Source organism: Psychrobacter sp. Pi2-1 (assembly GCF_904846645.1).
In the GTDB taxonomy this organism is placed as follows: domain Bacteria; phylum Pseudomonadota; class Gammaproteobacteria; order Pseudomonadales; family Moraxellaceae; genus Psychrobacter.
On record NZ_CAJHBO010000001.1, the window covers coordinates 298,133 to 321,316 of the forward strand.

Annotated in this window: 19 protein-coding genes; 9 read left to right on the forward strand and 10 right to left on the reverse strand. The window is 43.6% G+C overall.

All coding sequences use genetic code 11. The features are described 5' to 3' along the window. The first annotated feature begins 128 nt into the window (after positions 1-128). Both JMX91_RS01130 and JMX91_RS01135 read left to right on the forward strand, forming a co-directional pair. Positions 129-1,130 carry an LLM class flavin-dependent oxidoreductase gene (locus JMX91_RS01130; protein ID WP_201547315.1) on the forward strand — a complete coding sequence of 334 codons (1,002 nt, stop codon included), beginning with the start codon at positions 129-131 and terminating at the stop codon, positions 1,128-1,130. A 48-nt stretch (positions 1,131-1,178) separates the two neighbouring features. Next, a complete protein-coding gene (locus tag JMX91_RS01135) occupies positions 1,179-1,343 on the forward strand; it encodes a hypothetical protein (RefSeq protein WP_156410686.1) in 165 nt (54 codons plus the stop codon). A 110-nt stretch (positions 1,344-1,453) separates the two neighbouring features. Here the strand turns inward: JMX91_RS01135 and JMX91_RS01140 are convergent, their stop codons facing one another. The 6 genes from JMX91_RS01140 to ispF all read right to left on the reverse strand — a co-directional run bounded on the left by JMX91_RS01140 (position 1,454) and on the right by ispF (position 7,564). Further along, positions 1,454-2,413 (reverse strand): AEC family transporter, encoded by a 960-nt coding sequence (locus JMX91_RS01140; RefSeq protein ID WP_114701038.1) that lies wholly within the window; start codon positions 2,411-2,413, stop codon positions 1,454-1,456. 238 nt (positions 2,414-2,651) lie between these two features. After that, positions 2,652-4,547 (reverse strand): tRNA uridine-5-carboxymethylaminomethyl(34) synthesis enzyme MnmG, encoded by a 1,896-nt coding sequence (gene mnmG / locus JMX91_RS01145; RefSeq protein WP_201547316.1) that lies wholly within the window; start codon positions 4,545-4,547, stop codon positions 2,652-2,654. Between the two features lie 305 nt (positions 4,548-4,852). Beyond that, positions 4,853-5,392 (reverse strand): hypothetical protein, encoded by a 540-nt coding sequence (locus JMX91_RS01150; protein WP_201547317.1) that lies wholly within the window; start codon positions 5,390-5,392, stop codon positions 4,853-4,855. A gap of 266 nt (positions 5,393-5,658) precedes the next feature. After that, positions 5,659-6,009: a Grx4 family monothiol glutaredoxin gene (grxD, locus tag JMX91_RS01155; protein WP_193012410.1), complete on the reverse strand. Its 351-nt coding sequence runs from the start codon at positions 6,007-6,009 to the stop codon at positions 5,659-5,661. A 159-nt stretch (positions 6,010-6,168) separates the two neighbouring features. Beyond that, on the reverse strand, positions 6,169-6,969 hold the full coding sequence (locus JMX91_RS01160; protein WP_201547318.1) for a hypothetical protein: 801 nt from the start codon (positions 6,967-6,969) through the stop codon (positions 6,169-6,171). A gap of 100 nt (positions 6,970-7,069) precedes the next feature. After that, entirely contained in the window at positions 7,070-7,564 is a 495-nt protein-coding gene (ispF, locus tag JMX91_RS01165; RefSeq protein ID WP_201547319.1) for a 2-C-methyl-D-erythritol 2,4-cyclodiphosphate synthase, read from the reverse strand. Positions 7,565-7,824: 260 nt separating this feature from the next. Between ispF and mnmA the strand changes: the two genes are divergently transcribed. Further along, positions 7,825-9,051, forward strand: coding sequence for a tRNA 2-thiouridine(34) synthase MnmA (gene mnmA, locus JMX91_RS01170; RefSeq protein ID WP_201547320.1), 1,227 nt, complete (start codon positions 7,825-7,827; stop codon positions 9,049-9,051). A gap of 211 nt (positions 9,052-9,262) precedes the next feature. After that, positions 9,263-10,654: an adenylosuccinate lyase gene (gene purB, locus JMX91_RS01175; RefSeq protein WP_201547321.1), complete on the forward strand. Its 1,392-nt coding sequence runs from the start codon at positions 9,263-9,265 to the stop codon at positions 10,652-10,654. A 242-nt stretch (positions 10,655-10,896) separates the two neighbouring features. On the opposite strand, the gene JMX91_RS01180 is transcribed toward purB, so the two are convergent. Next, positions 10,897-11,082 (reverse strand): NF038104 family lipoprotein, encoded by a 186-nt coding sequence (locus tag JMX91_RS01180; protein WP_057759633.1) that lies wholly within the window; start codon positions 11,080-11,082, stop codon positions 10,897-10,899. 190 nt (positions 11,083-11,272) lie between these two features. On the opposite strand from JMX91_RS01180, the gene JMX91_RS01185 reads away from it, so the two are divergent. Continuing rightward, positions 11,273-12,445 (forward strand): cupin domain-containing protein, encoded by a 1,173-nt coding sequence (locus JMX91_RS01185; RefSeq protein WP_201547322.1) that lies wholly within the window; start codon positions 11,273-11,275, stop codon positions 12,443-12,445. Positions 12,446-12,636: 191 nt separating this feature from the next. Here the strand turns inward: JMX91_RS01185 and JMX91_RS01190 are convergent, their stop codons facing one another. From JMX91_RS01190 to JMX91_RS01200, 3 genes are all read right to left on the reverse strand, one after another. Then, positions 12,637-13,329, reverse strand: coding sequence for a 1-pyrroline-5-carboxylate dehydrogenase (locus JMX91_RS01190; RefSeq protein ID WP_101204808.1), 693 nt, complete (start codon positions 13,327-13,329; stop codon positions 12,637-12,639). An 11-nt stretch (positions 13,330-13,340) separates the two neighbouring features. Then, a complete protein-coding gene (putA, locus tag JMX91_RS01195) occupies positions 13,341-16,604 on the reverse strand; it encodes a bifunctional proline dehydrogenase/L-glutamate gamma-semialdehyde dehydrogenase PutA (RefSeq protein ID WP_201547323.1) in 3,264 nt (1,087 codons plus the stop codon). 737 nt (positions 16,605-17,341) lie between these two features. Beyond that, the gene (locus JMX91_RS01200; RefSeq protein ID WP_101204806.1) at positions 17,342-18,637 is read right to left on the reverse strand and encodes an NCS2 family permease; all 1,296 of its coding nucleotides are present in this window, start codon (positions 18,635-18,637) and stop codon (positions 17,342-17,344) included. A 628-nt stretch (positions 18,638-19,265) separates the two neighbouring features. Here JMX91_RS01200 and tolQ point away from each other — a divergent pair. The 4 genes from tolQ (at position 19,266) to JMX91_RS01220 (ending at position 22,968) form a co-directional block, all read left to right on the forward strand. After that, entirely contained in the window at positions 19,266-19,988 is a 723-nt protein-coding gene (gene tolQ, locus JMX91_RS01205) for a protein TolQ (protein ID WP_057759620.1), read from the forward strand. Continuing rightward, positions 19,985-20,443: a protein TolR gene (gene tolR, locus JMX91_RS01210; protein ID WP_101204804.1), complete on the forward strand. Its 459-nt coding sequence runs from the start codon at positions 19,985-19,987 to the stop codon at positions 20,441-20,443. The genes tolQ and tolR overlap by 4 nt, the downstream gene beginning before the upstream one ends. An 88-nt stretch (positions 20,444-20,531) precedes the next feature. Next, positions 20,532-21,539 carry a cell envelope integrity protein TolA gene (locus JMX91_RS01215; RefSeq protein ID WP_201547324.1) on the forward strand — a complete coding sequence of 336 codons (1,008 nt, stop codon included), beginning with the start codon at positions 20,532-20,534 and terminating at the stop codon, positions 21,537-21,539. A 136-nt stretch (positions 21,540-21,675) separates the two neighbouring features. Then, positions 21,676-22,968: a PD40 domain-containing protein gene (locus tag JMX91_RS01220; RefSeq protein ID WP_201547325.1), complete on the forward strand. Its 1,293-nt coding sequence runs from the start codon at positions 21,676-21,678 to the stop codon at positions 22,966-22,968. The last annotated feature ends 216 nt before the right edge of the window (positions 22,969-23,184 follow it).

Consider the following 23,184-nt stretch of genomic DNA (forward strand, 5'->3'; position numbering starts at 1 on the left):
TTAAGTCAGCTTAAAAACAGAGTTAGCTGACTTTGTTATGATTCATTAACAGTGACTAGCGGTACTTGAAACTACCACTACCTATAAGCATATCAGTAGAAAATAATTCGCACACTACTGGAAAATTTATGAGTAACAAAATCCCTTTATCCTTCTTAGATCTCGCGCCTGTACCTCAAGGAAAAACCATCGCTGAAGGCATCGCCCAAACGGTCGAAACCGCGCAGCAAGCAGAAAAGTCAGGCTTAAACCGCTACTGGATGGCAGAGCATCACAATATGCCCGGTATCGCCAGTGCAGCCACTTCAGTACTACTATCGCATATCGGTAGTCAAACCAGCCGTATCCGTATTGGTGCGGGCGGCGTTATGCTACCGAACCATGCCCCTCTCGTGATTGCTGAGCAGTTTGGCACTTTGCAGGCATTATATGGCGACCGTGTAGACTTAGGTCTAGGCCGTGCTCCTGGTACTGATGGCGCGACGTTTCAGGCACTTCGTCGACAAATGAAAGATGCAGAACGCTTTCCACAAGATGTGCAAGAGCTGATGTATTTCTTAGGTAATGATACAGATGGCAGTCCTGTACAGGCATTCCCTGGCGCAAAATCAGGCATACCGATTTGGATATTAGGATCTTCTCTATTTGGTGCGACCTTGGCTGCACATTTAGGACTACCTTATGTGTTTGCCTCTCACTTTGCCCCGCAAATGCTTGGACAAGCAATTGAGGCTTACCGTGAGCAGTTTAAACCGTCTGTCTATCTAGATAAGCCTTATGTCATGCTGGCCGCAAACTTGTTACTGGCTGATGATGATGCGACCGCGCAGTATCACTTTACCTCAGCACAGCAGAGTTTTGTACGTCTGCGTCGTGGTGAAACAGGTCAAATGCCTAAGCCTACCCACGATATGGACAGTATCTGGAGTCAAGCAGAAAAAATGATGGTAGATAACGCATTGTCAGTATCATTCATTGGCTCTGTCGACACGGTCAAACCAAGACTTGCTGCATTTTTGGCAACTTATCAGCCAGATGAGCTGATTGTGACGGCCAATATTTATGACCAAGCCGCCCGTATCCGTTCACTTGAACTTACACCGGAGCTAAACTTATTTACTTTACAATGAAATGAGACGCTTGCATAATTATTGATGAACCTTAACTGGATTTTTGACATGGAAGCAACTCCCATTATCGGTGCATCGCTCATGATTGGCTCGTCGATATTTATGTATATCGTCGCCTTTCTTGCCGTTATGGCTATCGGTGGTTATTTGACCTACCGTACTAGCCCAAAGCGCAAGCAGCGCCGTGAAGACAAGCGTAATAGTGAACGCTAGATTAATACAAAAAGCCCTCTTTTCTTATTTGAAAAGAGGGCTTTTTTAAGGCTGTTAAAGTTAGATAAAGCGAAAGTACTTACTTATTTAAAGATAGTATAAAATCTGCATTACATCAACCCAAGCGCACGTAACGTCGCTGCCCCAATTGCCATACCAAACATGCCGACAACAGTGGTAAATGCCAAAATATTAGCCGCTAATACGTCATTACCACCCATTGCTTTTGCCATGACATAGCTGGCTGCAGCTGTGGGCGATGCGACCATCAAAAACAACACCCCCATATGCACGCCTGATAGTCCAAATCCGAGCCCAACAGCGATCGCAATCAATGGTGCAATGACAATTCGTCCAATACTCGCCTGCATGGATAAGCCCGAAGGATGCAACATAGACTTTAAGTTAATACTAGCACCTGCACAGATCAGTGCTAGCGGCAGAGCCACCGCTGCCAGTAAGTCACCAGTGGTATGAATCACCCCTGTGAGTGGCGGTAATGGCAGTGCTTTATAGACGAATGCCCCAACCAATGCCAAAATCAAAGGATTGGTCAGTAATTTTTTCACAATCATCGTACCGCGACTAACCCATGTGTCATCCACGCTTTTGGATACGCGGCTTAGGGTAATGACCGCTAAGATATTAAACAGTATCGTCACTACGCCCATATAGACAGCACCGATACTTAATCCTTGTGCGCCGTAAGCGTTGGCCACGGTTGCAAGGCCAATGATGGCCATGTTGCTACGGAATACGCCTTGTACAAACACGCCTTGGTCCTCAGGGCGCTTGACGAAGCGTTTGGCATAAAACTCTGCGCCAATAAATAATATAAACGTCACCAAGATACCAACAAGGATAAGCGTAATTTGCTTACCATAATCGACGTCGCTATCGACCACGCTAAAAAACAATAAACACGGCAAGCAATAATTAAAGACAAAACTTGATGCCTGATCGATAAAAGTTTGGCTTGCTTCACCACGTCGTTGCATAAAAAAACCCAACCACATTAAGGCAAGGTTGGGTAAGACAATAGTAATAGCAAAAACAATAGCATCAATCATAAGTAGACTCAGTTCGGTGACAAGCCCATGAATATATGGACATCAGCGAGACAAATTAACAAGTAGTAAGAAAATTTACTGACCTAGTATAGAGACAAAGTAGCAAATAGGACAAGGTTACATGTGACTTTCTTTTAAAACTGACTGTTTTTTTGACAAACAAAAGCCCGTAATGAAATGTCGTTACGGGCTTTTATACTATAAGTGCTTTATTATAAAAGGCTTTATTGCATGCCTATTATGAGTCCAATGCAGCTTTTGCTTTTTTATGCTTTTTAACCGTCATTGCCAACAACTGAATGGCAGCAGGGGTTACACCACTCACACGTCCCGCTTGAGCTAGCGTCGCAGGACGAACTTGCGTAAGTTTTTGTACTATCTCATTGGACAGTCCTGACACGATACTATAATCAAAGTCTAACGGTAGCGCCGTATTTTCTAATCGCTTCATTTGATCGATATCTTCTTGTTGACGGTCGATATAGCCAGCATATTTAACAGAAATCTCTATCTGCTCGCCCACCTGTGCATCAACGGTTGAGTCCGTGATAGCTGCGATATCAGCAAAATGTATTTGCGGACGCTTTAGCAAATCAAAGGCAGTCGACTCTTTAGACAACACTTCACCTGTTTGCTCAGTCACTTGCTTACCTAATGCATTAGCAGGCGTTGCCCACATGTCTTTTAGGCGTGAGGTTTCTGTCGCAATGGCTTCCATTTTTTCTTGATAGGCTTGCCAGCGTACATCGTCTACTAGACCTAGCTTACGACCAGTCTCAGTCAAACGCTGATCTGCATTGTCTTCACGTAGCAATAAACGATATTCTGCACGGCTCGTAAACATACGATACGGCTCGGTAGTACCGTGAGTAATCAAGTCATCGACAAGCACACCAAGATACGCTTCATCGCGGCGCGGTGTCCATGTGTCAAATTCGCTATTGTTGGTAGTGACCAATGCCGCATTGGTACCTGCAAGCAAGCCTTGTACACCCGCTTCTTCATAGCCTGTCGTACCATTAATCTGACCCGCAAAGTACAGACGATCAATCGACTTGGTTTCAAGCGTTGGCTTTAGGTTTTGTGGATCAAAGTAATCATACTCAATCGCATAACCTGGACGAGTAATATGCGCGTTTTCTAAGCCTCTCATGCTATGGATAAAGTCTAATTGTACATCGAATGGCAAACTGGTCGAAATACCATTCGGATATAGCTCATGCGTGGTCAGACCTTCTGGCTCGATGAAAATCTGATGGCTGTCTTTATCCGCAAAGCGATGAATTTTATCTTCGATAGATGGGCAATAACGCGGGCCTACGCCTTCGATTTTGCCAGAGAACATTGGTGAACGGTCAAGGTTTTCACGAATAATGTCATGAGTACGCGCATTGGTATGGGTTATATAACAATTGACCTGTTCAGGATGCATAGAGACGTCACCCATATAGCTCATCACTGGCAACGGCGTATCACCCGGCTGTACAGTCATCACGCTGAAATCAACACTACGCGCATCGATACGTGCCGGCGTACCTGTCTTCAGACGACCAACTGGCAGCTTAAGCTCACGTAAACGATCTGCCAATTTGATAGAAGGCTGATCCCCTGCGCGGCCACCCTTTGAGTTCTCTAAACCAATATGAATCACGCCGCCTAAGAAAGTCCCTGAGGTCAATACGACTGTTTCGGTCTTAAAGACAATACCTGTAGAAGTCACAACAGCCGTTGCACGACCATTTTCTACCAAGATATCATCAGCAGCTTGCTGGAATATATCTAGGTTTGGCTGATTTTCTAGCGTATGACGGATAGAGGCTTTATAAAGAATACGATCCGCTTGCGCACGCGTGGCACGAACGGCAGCCCCTTTACGGCTGTTTAGTACGCGAAACTGGATACCTGCTTTATCTGTCGCCAGCGCCATTGCGCCGCCTAACGCATCAATCTCACGTACCAGATGCGATTTACCGATACCACCAATCGCAGGGTTACAACTCATCTGCCCGAGCGTCTCAATATTATGCGTCAACAATAAGGTCTGTGCGCCCATACGTGCCGCTGCCAGAGCAGCTTCTGTACCAGCATGACCACCGCCGATCACTATCACGTCGTAATGTTTTGGGTATTGCATGTGTGCCTCACTTGACTCATAACGCTGCTGATTGCCATATCCTATGTTCAAATAAGAAAACAATCAGCAAATAAACGTCAGTCGAATTTATAAAAAAGATAACGACTCAGATAAGTCGTTCATAATTGGTTGAATAACCCATCATTATAACAATTTTTTCACGCTTAAAAAACGCTAGGATAAAAACTATTATAATTAAGCGAAAAGATATTTATGCCAGCAATGATAATGTTAACCGTAACATCGTCATTGCTGGTGCAGCTACCACCACTTTAGCGGTTAGCTTTTTAGTTTATGATGCTGTCTTAGCCATTACCGTTACCACGGCTCAGCGGTACAATTTGATCTGACTGACCACTAGACAGCATATGATGGCTACCATACCCTTCTGGATTGATCTGTAGATAAGCGTTCATTCGACCAATCGCCTCACCATCATCACTGGCCAAGATCTGCTCCTTGATAAGCTCAACTGGCGGTAATGGTAAGTTTTTAAGCAAGGCCAAGCGCTGATGGTTATCACCCTTGTTGACTACCAATTCGATAAGCTGACGGGCATCGATAGGCAAATCTGGTGTGTTCTGTGCCAATAAGGCCAAATGATAAGCACCTGCAGGATCTTGGTCTACAACGATGCGCTGCTCGATAGCCACGTATGTCGCTTCAGTTGCACCGCCCGCCACACTAAGCTGATGAATACACTTAAGTGCTGAGTATGACTCATTATTAGCAATCTCAATAATGCGTGTCGATTCATTTTTCAAACGTTCACGGCGCTTTTCAATCGCCGCCTGCTCAGCCACTTCTCTTTGCTCATTTAACTGTTCGCTGGTTTGGTTATTCATAAAGCTCTCTTACTCATCTGATAATTATTATTTATATCGCTGGTATCTTGGACACTATATGGGGGTAAATCCTATAAAAACAACGAAACCTAATGACATACGCGAGTGGAAATACTAATAGGGACAAGAATAGATACGCTATTAACGATACTAATAGCGACAATAAAAAAACCCAAATAGCCATTAATGACTATCTGGGTTTGCTGTGCTCGTGTCTTGCAAAGGCTAATTAGACATCAAAGACATCCAATTCACACTTTTAAGTATTAAGCAGCAGGACTGTTTGCTTCAACCAATGGCTTTAGCTCGCCTGACTGATACATTTGCAAGATGATGTCTGATCCACCCATCAACTCGCCATCAATCCATAATTGTGGGAACGTTGGCCAATTAGCAACCTTTGGTAACGTTGCACGAATTTCTGGGTTTTCTAAAATGTTTACAAACGCAAATGGACGACCAATTTGAGTCAACACTTCGATAGAGCGCGCAGAAAAGCCACACTGCGGAAATTGCGGTGTGCCTTTCATGTAGATAATAACTTTATTGTCACGGATTTGATCACGGATCAATTGTTCAACGTCGTTTGCAGCAGTGTTTGGGGTTTGCTCACTCATAAAAGCTCCTATTGATAAAGCGGTTCATTAAAATGATTATTTATATAAAATAATTGTGTAAAGACGTGGCTGATACATGGGGCGACTGCCGTCATATTACAAGCCCCATATACATTTAGTATGTAAGCTAAGCATTACACGTTTTTTATAGTTCATTAGTTAGATGCCCGCTTTTCTCACTAAATCAAAACTATCTGTAAAGCTATCGACTTCTGTTATTTTCATTTGTACAGCTCCGAATCCGAGAGGAAAAAAAGTATGCGTCTGATCAGAGTTAGAAACATAAGATATTAGTTCAAATCCAGATTCAATAATTTCAAAAATTTGTGACTTAAGTAATTTATGTAAATAGTCAGAATTTACATCAGTCGGTTTTTTTATTGAAGTCTTTTGATGTATTATTTCATTCCTAACTGCCTCAAGTTCCTTGAATTTTGACCAAAAGTTTTTAGTACTAGGAGGTTCAATCTCGAGTATAGCTGGAATTAACTTCGTATACTTATCGCTTGTTTTAAACCAACGTTCTATTGTTTCTTTATTCCAAGTTTCAGAAACTCCTTTGGAGTTTTTAGTTTTGTATTCATAATCGTTAGGTATCGCTACATTAGCCAGTGCTTCAATTGCAGTATATATACATATAATGCTTGTCTGAATATGCTCTAAGTAATTATATAACTTAGTTAAGTCTCTATCCTTAAAATCAACCAGTTTACTTTTGTTAGTTTTATCTAAGATTAACGTTTTGTATAAATCTTTAGATTTTAATAATTCTTTTTTCGCAATACTAACAAATATCGAAATATTATTTGGAGCACTAAAAGAAACCTCACAATCATTAATATTAATACGCTCAATGTTCTGTAAGGTTATAAGCTGAGAGCTTGATTTATCTCTAATTACAACGGGCCTCATAGTACGTATATCTCTAGAACTCTTCCGATTAGATGTTTTATTTTTCATCTTGTTCCTTTAAGCTATTTCGTGATATGAAAATAACGATAAGGTCTATGAGCTTATCTAGCCTACTGGCTATTAATCTTAACTACCTTATACAAAACCCTCAAGTTTTAATTTTCTCTAACAATACCACGGCATTGGCCATGATGCCCTCTTGACGACCCGTAAATCCCAATTTTTCAGTCGTGGTGGCTTTTACACTGATATTGCTAATATCTGTTTGTAAGTCGCTAGCGATATTAGCGCGCATGGCTGGATTATGCGGCGCTAACTTTGGACGTTCACACATCACCGTAATATCAGCATTACCTAGGCTGTAACCAGCCTCTTGCACTTTACTATAAACATAACGCAGCAGTACTCGTGAATCCAATCCAGCATGTGCCGCATCGGTATCGGGAAAATGCTGCCCGATATCACCAAGCGCCAATGCGCCAAGCAGTGCATCAGCGAGCGCATGTAACACCACATCACCGTCAGAGTGTGCAAGCAAACTGTGAGTATGCTCAATAGGCACGCCTGCTAATATGACATATTGCTGCTGCTGACCATTATTATGGAAAGCATGAACGTCGATACCTTGACCAATTTTTATCATTATTATTCCAAGATGAGTTAAAGGTGATTAAAATAATTCAAAACCATTATCTGAATTTTCAAAGTGGTTTTACTAGTAGCCAGACACCATCGGTCGCCATCAGTTTCAATTAACTGGTATAATATGACGTTTATTTTATCATAATACCAGATCCAAAAGACAAGCTGACGTTGTGGTGCTGAGACTACGTATTGTAGTGATTACATAACACTTGGCGTTGGCATGTACTTTGGACAACGTATAAATAGTTGAGCCGTTTTATGTCAGCCATGCAAAATACCTCAAGCACAACCGTTTCTGAGTCTTTTAATGCTCATCGCCCTTTAACACTTGCTGATGTCGAAAATCCTAGCACCAAGCATGTGATTGTCGGTATGTCAGGTGGGGTCGATTCTTCTGTATCAGCCGTATTACTTCAACAGGCAGGCTTCAAGGTCGAAGGCTTGTTTATGAAGAACTGGGAAGAAGATGACGGTACCGAATACTGTACGGCGATGGATGATCTAGCAGACGCGCAAGCCGTATGTGACAAAATCGGTATGAAGCTGCACACAGCCAACTTTGCTATGGAATATTGGGATCGCGTATTCGAGCACTTTTTGGCGGAATATAAAGCAGGACGCACCCCAAACCCAGATATCTTGTGCAATAAAGAAATCAAGTTTAAAGCGTTTTTGGACTATGCGTTGACCCTTGGGGCAGATTATATCGCTACAGGTCACTACACGCGCCGCAGTGTAAACTATACCAATGCCGAAGGTGACGAGGTTGCACAGCTCTTACGCGGTCTTGATAACAATAAAGACCAAAGCTATTTCTTGCATGCGGTTGGCGGTGACAAAATCGCCAAAACGCTATTCCCAGTTGGTGAGCTCGAAAAGCCAATGGTACGTCAGATTGCTGAAGAGCATGACCTAGCGACGGCTAAAAAGAAAGACTCTACGGGTATTTGCTTCATTGGTGAGCGCCGTTTTAAAGACTTCTTACAGCAATACTTACCTGCCCAAAAAGGAGAGATACTTACTGATGACAATAAAGTCATCGGTACGCATGATGGCCTCATGTATTACACATTGGGTCAACGTGGCGGCATCGGTATTGGCGGTGTTAAAGACCGTGTAGAGGCACCGTGGTTTGTATTGGCAAAAGACTTAGAGAAAAATCGTTTAATCGTCGGTCAAGGGCATGAACATCCCATGCTAATGAGCAACGAGCTAAAAGCCTATAAGCTCGATTGGATTGATGGTCTACCACCTGCGGATGTGTTTAGCGACGAAGGCCTCGCCTGTATGGAAAAGTCTCGCTATCGCCAGCCAGATCAAGCATGTCGCGTGTTTGCGACCAATACTGATGGCAGCGAAGTGCGCGTGGTATTTGATGAGCCACAGCGCGCCGTCACCCCTGGTCAGTCAGCGGTATTTTATATCGATGAAGTATGTCTGGGCGGCGGCGTGATTGAATCTATCGATGCACCTTGCGGATTCTAATTGATTCCTAAGACCCAACTTAAAGCATGATGTTGATGCAGTGAATAGATTGATTTTAACGAGGGCCAACATCGCTTTATTTGCATAGACCGCTTTTTTAATATCATATTTCTGCTATATTACGCGCAACGATTTCGACGTCGTTTTTTATATGGTAATTTTTTATCTAGACTCTTGCAGTTTTTTATTTCATAACTACTGAGGCATAACCATGACCCCACTTACCGCTCTCTCTCCAATTGATGGTCGTTACGCATCAAAGGCTGACAGCTTACGTCCTTATTTATCTGAATTTGGTCTAATCAAAGCTCGCGTTACGGTAGAGATTCGCTGGTTGCAGTCTTTAGCTGACAACAGCGCAATTGGTGAATTAGCAGCATTTGATGACCAGACCAACGCTTTTTTGAATGCAATCGTTGATGACTTTAGCGAAGCCGATGCTCAAGCTATCAAAGACATCGAAGCGACGACCAATCATGATGTAAAAGCGGTTGAGTACTTTATCAAAGACAAGTTCCGTGGTCAGGATGCCTTGATTGATTCGCTTGAGTTTATTCACTTTGCCTGTACCAGTGAAGACATCAATAACCTATCGTATGCATTGATGCTCAAAGACAGCCGCGAGCTAGTCGTTGCCAAAATGCAGCAAGTGACTGACAGTATCGTTGACTTATCTATTGCTCACGCTGATCAGCCAATGTTATCACGTACACATGGTCAGACAGCCAGTCCAACGACATTGGGTAAAGAGATGGCAAACGTCGCCTATCGCCTAGCCCGTCAAATCAAGCAAATCAATCAAGTAGAGCTATTAGGTAAAATCAACGGCGCAGTCGGTAACTATAATGCACATTTTTCAGCGTATCCTGACGTCGACTGGCAGAGCCATGCTGAAGCGTTTATCAATCAGCGTCTAGAGCTAACATTTAACCCTTATACGACTCAAATCGAGCCACACGACTATATCGCTGAGTTGTTTGATGCCGTTAAGCGCTTCAATACCATCTTGATCGATTTCAACCGTGATATTTGGCAATATATTAGCTTAGGCTATTTCAAACAGCGTCTAAAAGACGGTGAAGTTGGTTCTTCTACCATGCCGCATAAAGTTAATCCAATTGACTTTGAAAACTCTGAAGGTAACTTAGGCGTTGCCAATGCGATGCTGGCCCATTTGGGTGAGAAGTTACCAATTTCACGTATGCAGCGTGACCTATCTGACTCAACGGTGTTGCGTAATATCGGTGTTGGCCTAGCACAGAGCATGATTGCTTTTGATGCTTGTCTAAAAGGCGTGGGTAAACTTGAGCTAAATGCACAGCGTTTAAATGATGACTTGAATCAAGCGCAAGAAGTGTTGGCAGAGCCGATTCAAACGGTCATGCGTCGCTACCGTGTTGAAAACCCATACGAAAAACTAAAAGCTTTGACTCGTGGTAATGCCATGACTCGTGAAGCCATGCTAACCTTTGTTGAAAGCGATGAGCTGTCGGCAGTTAGTAATGCGGATAAAGAACGCTTGCGTGCATTGACGCCTGCTACTTATATTGGTAATGCCGCTGAGCAAGCACGCGCTATTAAAGAATGGATTGCCAAGCTTTAATAGCTAATAAGAGCATACTGATAATAAGATCAGACTAGCAAGATTGGAGCGCCTAGTATTATTTACTCGCTCCTACTTGATAGTATTTTTATCTTATTCAGTTGTTATCTCAATAGCTATTGTCTGAATAACTATTATCTGAATAACTATTATCTGAATAACTAGCAACCTTACTTTGAACGCTATGATTGTTTTTGATTCGATTGCTTTTGATTCAAAACCCATAGTCGATAAGTAAGGTTTTATTTTTTATCATCATCGTCATCACTGTCACCCGGTATGATGGCTTTACCTACAGCAACGGTTCCTTTGACCACGCCTTTGGTAGTTTTATAAGCGATTTTTGCGGGTACTGTGACGATTTTATGGACACAGGCTTGTAGCAAAAACACGCTAGCGATGATGACAACAAAATGCAGCTTTTTCATAACTTTCCTACGATTGAGTGGATGCTCTGATGACAGCTATTATTTTGATAATCGTTATTGCTTATATGTATTATATAAACGTCACCAAAATAATAGACATCAAATAGATGACAATCTTAAACTATTAAAACCTTCCTATAAAGCATCCCTTATTATTAATCTTGTACACCGCCAAAATATGGATTTATCAATGACTTCTATTCCTCTTTGTTTACCCGACTCTATCACGCCTGAGCAATTCTTATCTGAATACTGGCAAAAGAAGCCACTGCTTATCAAGCAAGGGTTGCCGCAGCTAGCTAATATGTTTGAGCCAGATGACATGATTGGTCTTGCGCTTGAAGAAGATGCTAGCGCAAGACTGCTGACTCAAGCAGCCAGTAAAAAAGAAGGTCAGGCACAGTGGCAACTCAAAAAAAGCCCATTGAATGAAACGGATTTTGAAAACCTACCAGAGCAATGGACCGTATTGGTACAGAATCTTGAGCAATGGTCACCAGAGCTTGGTCAGTTGTGGCAAGCATTTGACTTTATTCCACAATGGCAGCGCGATGACATCATGGTTTCCTACGCGCCAGCAGGTGGGTCGGTCGGTAAGCATTATGACGACTACGATGTGTTTTTGGCACAAGGCTATGGCTCTAGACGTTGGCAGTTGGGCAAATTCTGTGATGACCAAACAGAGTTTGTTGCTGATGAGCCGCTTCGTTTATTTGACGACATGGGCGAACTGATCTTTGATGAGATACTAGAAGCAGGTGATGTCCTTTATGTACCGCCGAAATTATCACATTTCGGTGTGGCACAAGATGACTGTCTGACTTTTTCGTTTGGTTGCCGCCGTCCAAACCTGATGCAAATCATCGATAGTGTGGCCGATATCGCAACCAACGACAGCAAGTTATTTATCCCGATGCTACTACCGCAAGCGCTACAAGCGTCAGGTGAATTGCAAGCAGATAGTATTGCGGCTATCAAGGCACAATTGCTAGAAATGCTACAATCTGATCGCGGTGATGATATGATTCGCCAAGCAGTCTCTGAAGTGATTAGTAAGCGCCAATATGATGCGCTGATGCCAGAAGAAACGTTAGATACCGATGAGCTTATGCAGGCCCTGTCAGAAGGAGCCACATTGCAGGCGGACTATAGCAACCGCTTACTCTATAGCCAGACCACTGATGGCACCGTGCTGTACGCCAATGGTCAACGTATCGATGGGCTCGATGAAACTGCGATAGCAGTACTAGTACGCTTAGCCAATGGTGAAGCATTACAACATAGCGATGTCACCGATGTTGATGCAGATGATTTGAGCGAATGGCTAGAGAATGGCTGGGTATGGGTTGATATTTCTGAATAACATCCTGTCATCAGGCTTCAGTTAAACAGCATAAATAAAAAAACCGCTATCTGATAATTATTCAGATAGCGGTTTTTTCTTATACATTTTTTGCAATTACTAGTTTGGCATTTATAGCGCTACCAAACACCGCTTAGTCTTTATGGAAGTTAATATAAAAGCTAAGCGGATTCGTAATTAATGCAGTTCTTCTACTCTGTACCAAGCTCAAGCAAGCTCGCGTTACCACCGATTGCTGTGGTGTTGATAGTCTTGACTCGCTCAGTGACAAAGCGATGCAGGTAGTCAGGCGTTAGCATTTCTGACAAGCCTTCCATATCAGTGACACTGATAACCTGTGTCAAAATACCGTCAGTATTGGCAAGCTCTTGACTGATAGCTTGCACCTCGCTGCGGCTACCAGAGACAGCCACTTGTGCTAGACGATCGATGTATAAAAGCGTGACCGTTTGCGAATCGTTAGCCACACTTAATACATCTTCGCTGATACCTGTGTCGTGCAGTATCTTAGCAGCTTCATTACACATCTCATCTTGGCTTGGGCAATGCAATATAACTTCATTACCTGTTAGGAGTGCCGCGATAAGCTGACCTAATACTGCCATAGCTCTAGCAGTTTCGCCGCCGATGACCATCGTCTTACCACGACCAGTCACATACAAGTCATTGGACTCGCCTGTTGCCCCTGTCATACGATGCATCTCATCCAAGCTAGGCGCAGCGCTCAACAAATGGTTGAATAAACGCTTTGCTTTATTGGCATCACCAGTGAGCAATGCCAGTTTTGGAATGGCTGCTTGTAGATACGTTGCGCGATTGACTGCGCCGAGTAATCGCCAAGATTCACAAACCTGGGCATGATTTTTTTTGAATTCAGTCGCCATGTTGCTACTCCTTATGCGAGTTCTGTTTGAGTGGTAGTTTGGGTTTCGGTCGCTGTCATATGAGCAGCTGACTGTTCAGCGTTGACTGCTTCTGAGCTAAGTTGCATGAGACGCGCGACATAGTGCGGGCCACCAGCTTTAGGACCAGTACCTGATAGACCACAACCACCAAATGGCTGTACGTTTACGACCGCGCCGATTTGGTTACGGTTGATGTAAGTGTTACCGACAAATGCGCGGCGCTCAATGTGCTCAACAGTATTTTCGATACGGCTATGGATACCTAACGTCAAACCAAAGCCTGTGTTGTTGATGGCATCAATCAGCTTATTCAAATCACGCGCTTGATAACGCAGTACGTGTAGAATTGGACCAAAGTGCTCACCACCGATCACATCAATGCTCTTCACTTCGATTGCGGTTGGCAATACAAAGGTAGACTTCTCTTGACTGACGACTGAGCTTGAGCTCATTGGCGTCTGTGCCAAAATGGTAGCAGTCGGCTCAGCACTCATACGTTCGATGTGCGCCTCTAAACCATGCTTAGCATCAGCATCAATCACTGGACCTACATCTGTGGCAGCATATAGAGGATTACCTACAGACAGCTCAGCCATATTACCTTGCAATAGCTCGATTAAATCATCCGCCATCTCTTCTTGTACACACAATATGCGACAAGCTGAACAACGCTGACCTGCTGAACCAAATGCTGATAGTACCGCATCTCTAACGACTTGCTCTGGCAATGCCGTTGAGTCAACGATCATCGCATTTTGACCGCCAGTCTCAGCGATAAAGACAGGCAATTCACCGCTAGCTTGTGCATGATCATTTAAGCTTTGGTTGATACGTTGGGCTGTTTGAGTAGAACCTGTAAATATCACACCTGCGATATTATCAGCAGCCGTCAAAGCACCACCTACGTCGCCTGCACCAATGACTAATTGTAATGCTTCTGCTGGTATACCCGCTTGATACATCAATTGGGCACCAAAATGAGCTACCAAACTGGTTTGTTCAGCAGGTTTCGCTACTACCGTGTTACCTGCAGCAAGTGCAGCTACAATCTGTCCCGTATAGATAGCCAATGGGAAGTTCCATGGACTGATACAAACGAAAGTGCCACGTGCTTTATACACTTGACGAGACTGCTTACCAGCCAAGTCTGTGAACTCATGTACGACATCATCTAGACGCTCTGCTTCGTCAGCATAGAAACGACAGAAATCAACAGCTTCTTTGATTTCATCGATGCCATCTTGCATGGTTTTACCCGCTTCAACTTGGCATAGTGCCATTAGTTCAGCGTAGTTTTCTTCGTATAGCTCAGCAATCTTACGTAATATCTCAGCACGCTTAGCAGCTGGTACATTTTTCCATACATCTTGACCAGCAACAGCAACGTCAATCGCTTGGCGAGCCACTTCAGCGTTGGCATAAGTTACTTCACCAGCACTAACTTCATGATTCCAAGGCGCAAGTACAGTCTGCTTATCAAGCTGATTCGTTTGACGATCCACTTCATAGGTATCAACAGCTTTACCATTAATGATAGAGGTTGCTGACCATGTCTTATGCAGATGGCTATCAATAGCTGATTTGAACGGTAACCATTGTGACTCTACAAAGATATTAGGGCCAAAACTTGCACGACGTTCACCGTAAATCTCTAACGGTAACGGGATGTCTGGATTGTGCAATGTTGCATTACCAAGCAGCTTGTCATATGGATGCACTGTTAGCTTTTCGATTGGGTAAGACTTGTCTAGCAACTGATGAACAAACGAGCTGTTGGCACCGTTCTCTAATAAGCGGCGTACCAAGTACGGTAGCAAGTCTTTATGCGCGCCCACTGGCGCATAGATACGTACAGGAATCTCATAAGCTTGCAAAATATGATCATAAAGCGCATCGCCCATGCCGTGCAGACGTTGGAATTCAAAGTCTCTATGTGCACTCATGGTCATGATTGATGACAATGTATGCGCATTATGCGTCGCAAACTGTGGCCAGATTAGGCCGCGCAGATGGTCTGACAATAAGAAGCGCGCACAAGCAAGGTATGCAGTATCCGTACCTTCTTTACGTGTCCAAACTGGATAGCCTGATAGACCTTTTTGCTGAGCAAGTTTGATCTCAGTATCCCAGTAAGCGCCTTTAACTAGACGTACTGGAATACGATCACCGACTTCAGTAGACAAACGAGCAAGCCATGCTAATACAGCGATAGCGCGTTTAGAGTACCCTTGTACAACGATACCTAAACCATCCCAGTCCGCTGTCAAATTATCACGGTACAAAGACTCAAACAGTTTTAGAGAAATCTCAAGGCGATCTGCTTCTTCAGCATCAATACTGATATCGACATTGACTTCACGTGCCGCTTCAATCAATAGCAGGCAGCGCTGACGTAATAGGCCCATTACTTGCGCTTCTTGCGTTGCTTCATAGCGAGGATGCAGTGCTGATAATTTGATAGACACTGACGGCTTCGGCATGCCTTCTTTGACTTTTACGTTCGCCGTGGCTCTGATCGCATGTAGATAGTCATTGAAGTATTTTTCCGCATCTTTATGCGTGATCGCTGCTTCACCTAACATATCAAATGAATAGGTATAGCCTCTATTACGATATGGCTGGCTGTTTTTATTGGCGTCTTCGATGGTCTCGCCCAATACAAACTGATGGCCCATGATACGCATCGCTTTTTGCATCGCACTACGAATGACAGGCTCACCCATCTTTTTAGTCATACGATCCAAGAAACCTGATGCAGTGGTGCTGCTGTCAATACTGACAACGCGACCAGTCATCATCATACCCCAAGTAGAGGCATTGACCATAAAGCCATTGTCATTTTTAATGTGCTTTTTCCAGTCGGCCACACTCATTTTGTCATGAATCAACGCATCAGCTGTATAGTTGTCTGGCACACGAATCAAGGCTTCTGCCAAGCTCATTAGCAAGATACCTTCTTGAGTATCAAGGCTATACTCCAGCAATAATGAATCAACCATCTTGACGGCTTTACCATCATTACGCACGTGCTCGACCAGTTTGCGCGTTTGCTCAGCAGCAGCATCGCGTTCTTCTATACTGGGTTTGGCAAGTGGCAATAACTCAGACAACCAACGTTCTTCATCGGCGCTATATAGCGGCGAAATACGCTTATTTAGCGCTTCTGCTGACTGGGCGAGATACTCAGGCGACAGCATATCAACAGGATTAAACAAGATCGGCTCTTGCGGGGTAAACTGGTCTACTGGGTTCATAATAACTCCATAACTATCGTTTAAAAACCATAATAAATGGTGCTTTAGGAAGTCTGATCGTCCTGTATAACTGCTCATAACCGCTATCAAAAAATAGGGGTTATTGACGGATATTCACAGCAATAATCAAAAGACCAAACGGCGCCATCACAAAACTAAAAATCCAGCATAGGCTGGAGACGGTTAAGTAGGTCGTTCGACTGTTAAACGGGCTACGTTAACAATACAAAGGCAACAACGAAAAGCTAAGCGGCATTAGTGCCTTCTTCTTGTTAGTAGTGAAAGGAGTGTGATGACCAAATATCGCCTTATTGAACCGAAAAATCGCTCTAATAATCACAAATCTGTCATCTTTGGTGATGCTAATTCACTGTAAGAAAAACCTCTACGGCGTTGATTGAGGTGATGCGCTTAACTCGGCTATAATATCACGAAAGTTTTTTTCAAACTAACGAAATTTATTATTTTCATAAATTAATATATATCTAAATAACAATGACTTACAAGCACTTTATTGGCCATGACGCTTTGGTTACGTTTTTTTGTTTACTATTGCCCATAGTTTGGCATCACCCTGCTTAATACTGGTATCAGAAATACTAAACATTAACTCCCGAAATACGGAACTCAAATTAAAAAGATAGTCTTATAATGCTGACAAAAAAACCCTCCTTATCATCAGCTGATAAGGAGGGTTTTTTGTTTAAGACACTATTAATGTCTTACTACACTTTGCATTATAGGAAGATAATCTTGAACAACAATATAGCAGTCAAAATCCAGACAGCGATACTGATATCTGCAAACTTGCCTGCAATTGCTTTTACAGCTGTAAAGGTAATAAAACCAAGTGCGATGCCATCAGCGATAGAGTATGTAAGCGGTGTGAATAGCAATACCACGACCACTGGTGCTGCTTCTGTTAAGTCGCTCCAGTTAATATCCTTTAGGGTACCCATCATAAGTACGGCTACATAAAAGATAGCGCCAGCCGTTGCATAAGCTGGAATCATACCTGCTAGTGGCGAGAAGAAGATACTGAATAGGAATAGCACACCTACCGTAACAGCCATCAAGCCTGTACGGCCACCTGAGGCGATACCAGAGATACTCTCGATATAACTGGTCGTCGATGAAGTACCCAGTAAAGAACCCGCTACTGTCGCTGTTGAATCAGCGAGTAGTGCCTTGCCCATGTTCGGAATATTGCCATCCTTGTCCGTTAGCTTTGCTTGGCTAGTGGTAGCAATCAAAGTACCAGCAGTATCAAACAAATCGACAAATAAGAAAGCAAAGATCACACTGATCATGCCCACATCAAATGCACCAGCAATGTCTAATTGCATTAGCGTCGGTGCAATAGAAGGCGGTGAAGAGATGATACCTGTGAACTGTGTATAGCCCATTAATAAGCTAATCAGTGCAACCAATAAAATACCAATGGTTACCGCACCTGGGACTCTCTTGTAAGACAGGCCAATGATAACAACAAAACCTAGTGAAGCCATGACAGGACCAAACGATGTCATGTCACCAAGGCCAACTAAGGTTGCGTCATGATTGACGATGATACCTGCACTCTGCAAAGCAATAAACGCCAGGAACGCACCAATACCAGCAACTACGCCGTTTTTGAGAGACGTTGGAATGGCATTGATGATTGCTTCACGAATCTTAAATAGACTCAATAGTACGAAGATACAACCAGACAAGAACACCGCACCTAACGCTGTCTGCCATGCGTAGCCCATACCAAGCACCACACCATAGGTAAAGAAGGCATTAAGACCCATACCTGGTGCGAGCGCAACTGGTAGTCGGGCGTAGATACCCATGATGAAACAACCTACTGCTGCTGCTATACAGGTCGCTACAAATACGGCCCCTTTATCCATACCTGCATCGGCTAAGACGTTAGGGTTGACAAAGATAATATAAGCCATCGTCAAGAACGTGGTTATACCAGCGATGATTTCTGTTTTGATCGTGGTATTTTCACCATTAATCCCAAAATAGCGTTCAATTGCATTCATAAGTGTCGCCCCCGACTGGCTAATAAAAAGTCATCATTACCTAAAATTGAACATGACCTCAGCGAAAAAATAACGATGCCACAATAAGAATAATGTAGTAACAAAGCGTAACATATTAGACCAGTTATCTTACAAACTCAATCGTTGATAATGTCTATCTCGTACAAAATAGGATTTTGAGAGACTTCAAGACTACTGGTCAGAAAAGCCACATGAAAAGCTATATACAGTCATGCTGTCGTACGCTATTCGAAAAACTACTTTCTATTCGTCATTAAGGTAATATTCGATTTGAGTCAAAAATTTTAGATAATAAGTGTTTGCTCGGTCATTATTCATGTTATCCAACTAACTATTGAATGAATCAGTAGCAGCCCAACCAAATAGTCGTTTAACACATTAATAATGACCTTTCTCTCATTTAGAAGTAAACTAGGGGGTTATTATACCGATACCTAAAACGCGATACTTACTGTTGCAGCTTTTTTCTGAGCACAGTTACAAATTTTTAGTAAAGAAACGTGCTGTGTATTAAATAATAAAAAGTAAATAGTGTTTGTTTAAGGGTTGTCTGGTTCGGATATCACTATTCCAGCCAACTATTATCAATTATTCGTGAGTCCATTACATGCCTGAATCATTAAATATTGTCGATCTTATTACCCAAGCCAGTCTATTGGTGCAGATTGTGATGGCACTATTGTTATTAGCCTCTTTACTCAGTTGGGTTATTATATTTCGCATGAGTGCGCGACTTGGTACAGCCAAAAACTTTGATCAACAATTTGAGACTTGGTTTTGGTCAGGCGAAGATTTGGCCAAGCTATATCAAGGCATTCAGGGTTCTCCTGATCGTCAAGGACTTGAGCAGATTTTTTATGTGGGCTTTTCAGAATACCTAAGAATGCACAAAAAGCGTCAACCTAAAGATGACATTATCGATGGTGTTGAACGCAAGCTACGCGTCGGCCTAGGTCGTCAGCAGCAATTGCTCGAGTCAGGGCTGACGACGCTAGCCAGCATTGGCTCCGTTGCTCCGTACATCGGATTGTTCGGTACAGTGTGGGGCATTATGAATGCCTTTTTGGGACTGTCTCAAACTGAGCAAGCTACCCTTGCCTCTGTTGCTCCCGGCATCGCCGAAGCACTAATTGCCACAGCCATGGGTTTGTTTGCCGCTATCCCTGCGGTATTGGCATACAATCATTTCACAGCAAAATCGAGCCGCTTGTATGACTCGCGTGCCTTATTTTGTGATGAGATGACAGGCATGCTGCAGCGTGAGACCAGCGTACAAGCGCCTATTAGTAAAGAAACCCAAGTTAATGCAGGTCAGGTGACAGGGCTATGAAACCAAACCCCTACGGCCGTGAAAAAAAAGCCCTTAATGCAGAAATGAACGTCGTACCTTACATTGACGTCATGCTGGTGCTACTGGTGATATTTATGGTGACAGCGCCGATGCTGATTACAGGTGTCGATGTTGATCTGCCAAAAGAGCAGACCAATACTATGAGTCAAAGCCAACTACCTGTGATTGTCTCGTTGACTGACAAGGGTGATATTTTTATCAGTTATGAAAGCAATGTCGACGTGCCAGTAAGTGAGCCTGAGCTGATTAATACATTATCTAACCTACAGTCTCAGAGCGATAATAGTAACGCTGAGCCAGTACAGGTAATGATCAATGCCGATCAAAACAATCAATATGGTGCCATCATGACACTCATGGCAACCTTGCAGCAGGCAGGTATCGAGAAAGTTGGGTTACTGACTGGTGCACCTCTACCCACACCTTCTTTATAGTGATAAGCGTCCTTTAGTGAATGTCTTATATCACAATAGCCAATCCTAGTAATCAATCTGACAAATCACGTTCATGAGTATCCTTACCATGCATAATGCTCCTGCCGTCTATGTACCTACCGAACCAGAAAGCAATGGGCTAACACTGCCTACGTTGCTAAGCTTACTGGCGCATGGCCTTGTCATTGGCATACTGGTCTATAACTATCAAACCACTGAAGTTGAGACTGCTGGTAGTATTGAGACGGTCATGGTATCTCCCGAGCAACTTGCTGAAATGCAAGGACAAATACTGGCTAACCGTGCAGCAGCCAGCGCAATGCAGATGGATAGTAGCACTAGCGACTCGTCCAGTAGTGCTCAGCCAGAAGTGTCTGGTAGTAGCGTCAGTGCGCAAAATCCAAGTCAGCCAAGCTCTCAGCGCGTGCCTGTATTTACACGATCTGAGGAGCCAGCTGGTCAACCCATACTTATGAGTGAAGACCATCAACAACGTCTGCTTGAACAAAATCAAGAGTATGAGCGCAAAATGGCTGAGTGGGCAGCCCAACTAGACGAATCCGCTATGGAAGAGCTTGACCAAGTCGATCAAAGCAAACGTGATCAGCTTATAGAAGAGCAAAAAAGGCTGGGAGAGTTTCGTCAAAAGCAAAACAACCCACCAAAGATAAAACGTCCCACTGCTAGCGATCGCAATATTGAGATTGATACTGCTGGCTCTGGCAATGCAGGGAAAACCTTTAGCCTGTCAGATGGGCAGTCTACTATATCTGGTGATACGTCAACCTCTAGTACGTCCAAGGGCAGTAGCCGCTCTGCATCCAGTGGCAGTCGCGGTGCCAGCAACAGCGAAATCATCAATTTAATCAAGCGCAACTATACGCCGCCTACTGCTGCACGAGGCTCTACTCAACGTGCCACCCTGACCATCACTGTCAATGCAAATGGCGATGTGATCAATGTGACTGCCTCTGGACCTGATAGCACGGTCAACGAAGCGGCAAGACAAGCGGTACTCAATACTGGCAGTCTCCCGATTGATGCTGATGACCCCAAATACCCGACTTTTACCATACAGTTTAAAGGCAGCAATTAATCAGTTGCTAGGTTCTTATAATATTGGTAACGTGACGTTAAGCGGCTTGTCTCGCATAGGTTGCTGCCTCATCTAGATGCTTGTCTCATTAAATAAAAAATGAATATCATACTAATTTTAGGAGCTCCATTTACCCATGCGTACCCACAAAAAACTACTAGTATCGTTACTCGCCAGCACTTCAGCATTGCTGGTATCGCAAAGCGTGCTCGCTGCACCTGTTGTACTAGAACTGGACTATGAGATTCCTGTCCAACAAAACCAAGTTGCGTTTGTGCCGTTTGCGGGTGACTCTGTCTTATCACCGATTATATTAAATGACTTGAGTAAAACCGAGCTAAAAGTAACCAATCAGGATCTGCCGCAGCAGCCGCACAGTAGTAAAGAGCTGACAGGTACATTACCTGTTTGGCAAAGCATGGGTATACCGTATCTAGTCGTCGGTAGCACGCGTACCAATCGTGGCAAAATAATCACCGATTACGAAGTCATCGATGTCAAATCTGGCCGCGTGATAGAAGGCAAGCAAAGCCTAACTGCTGACAATAATAGAGAAAGTATGCGTTATGCCGGTCATGTCATCGCAGACAAAGTGTACGAGCTGATTACTGGTATTCCAGGAGACTTCTCAGGACGCATTGCTTATATTGAAGAAACAGGAACTGGCAAGCAAAAGATCTCGCGTCTCAAAGTGATGGATGCTGATGGCGAAAATGCTAGAGCTATTACTGAAGTGACAGGCTCTATCTTCTCACCAGCATGGTCACCTGATGGCAACCGTATCGCCTACTCAGTACAACGTGAAAAATCATATCCCGTCATCTACGTGCAAAACGTCAGTGGCGGCGGCGCAACTGCCCTGACACCTTTTTCAGGTAGTAACCTAAGCCCTTCGTTCTCTCCTGATGGCAGCAAGATATTATTCTCTAGTAGTTTTGAAGGCAGCGCTGATATCTATGAGATGAGCGCCAGCGGCGGTACACCTAGAAGGCTTACTAATTTACCGAGCAGTGAAGTACAACCAAGCTATGCACCAGACGGCAAATCTTTTGTGTTTGTCAGTGATAAAACTGGCTTTAACAAGCCGCAAGTCTATCGCTACGAGTTTGCTACGGGCCAAACGACTAAAGTGTCAAACGGTGGTTATGCAACCAGCCCGCAGTTTAGCAGTGACGGTACACAAATTGCCTTTTTGAGTGGGCGCTCAGCAGCTATTATGAATAGTAATGGTGCTATCACTACCAATCTTGGCAATACAGGTATCGACGAAGCACCAAGCTTCTCGCCAAACGGTAAACGCGTGGTCTACGCATCGACCCAAGGCGGCAAAGGCGTGCTGACCATCAAATCACTCAACGGTGGCGAAGCGTTTGGTAAGTCAGGACAAGGCGTTATCCGTTCACCAGTATGGTCATCAAGCCCAAAATAACTGGTCTCCACCAAAGTAGCAATTTTGGTTATATTAAAATAAATATCAAGCAAGCAAAATTTAAATGCCCCAATCATAGTCGTTATGGTTGGGGCTTTTTTTGATTAAAAAACAGCAATAGAAATAACGATAAATCTTAGTATTTATATATTCTCAATGGTCAGCACCCTTCGTCTTTGATCTACCTTCCAATGTTACCCAACCCTCCCTCCTTCG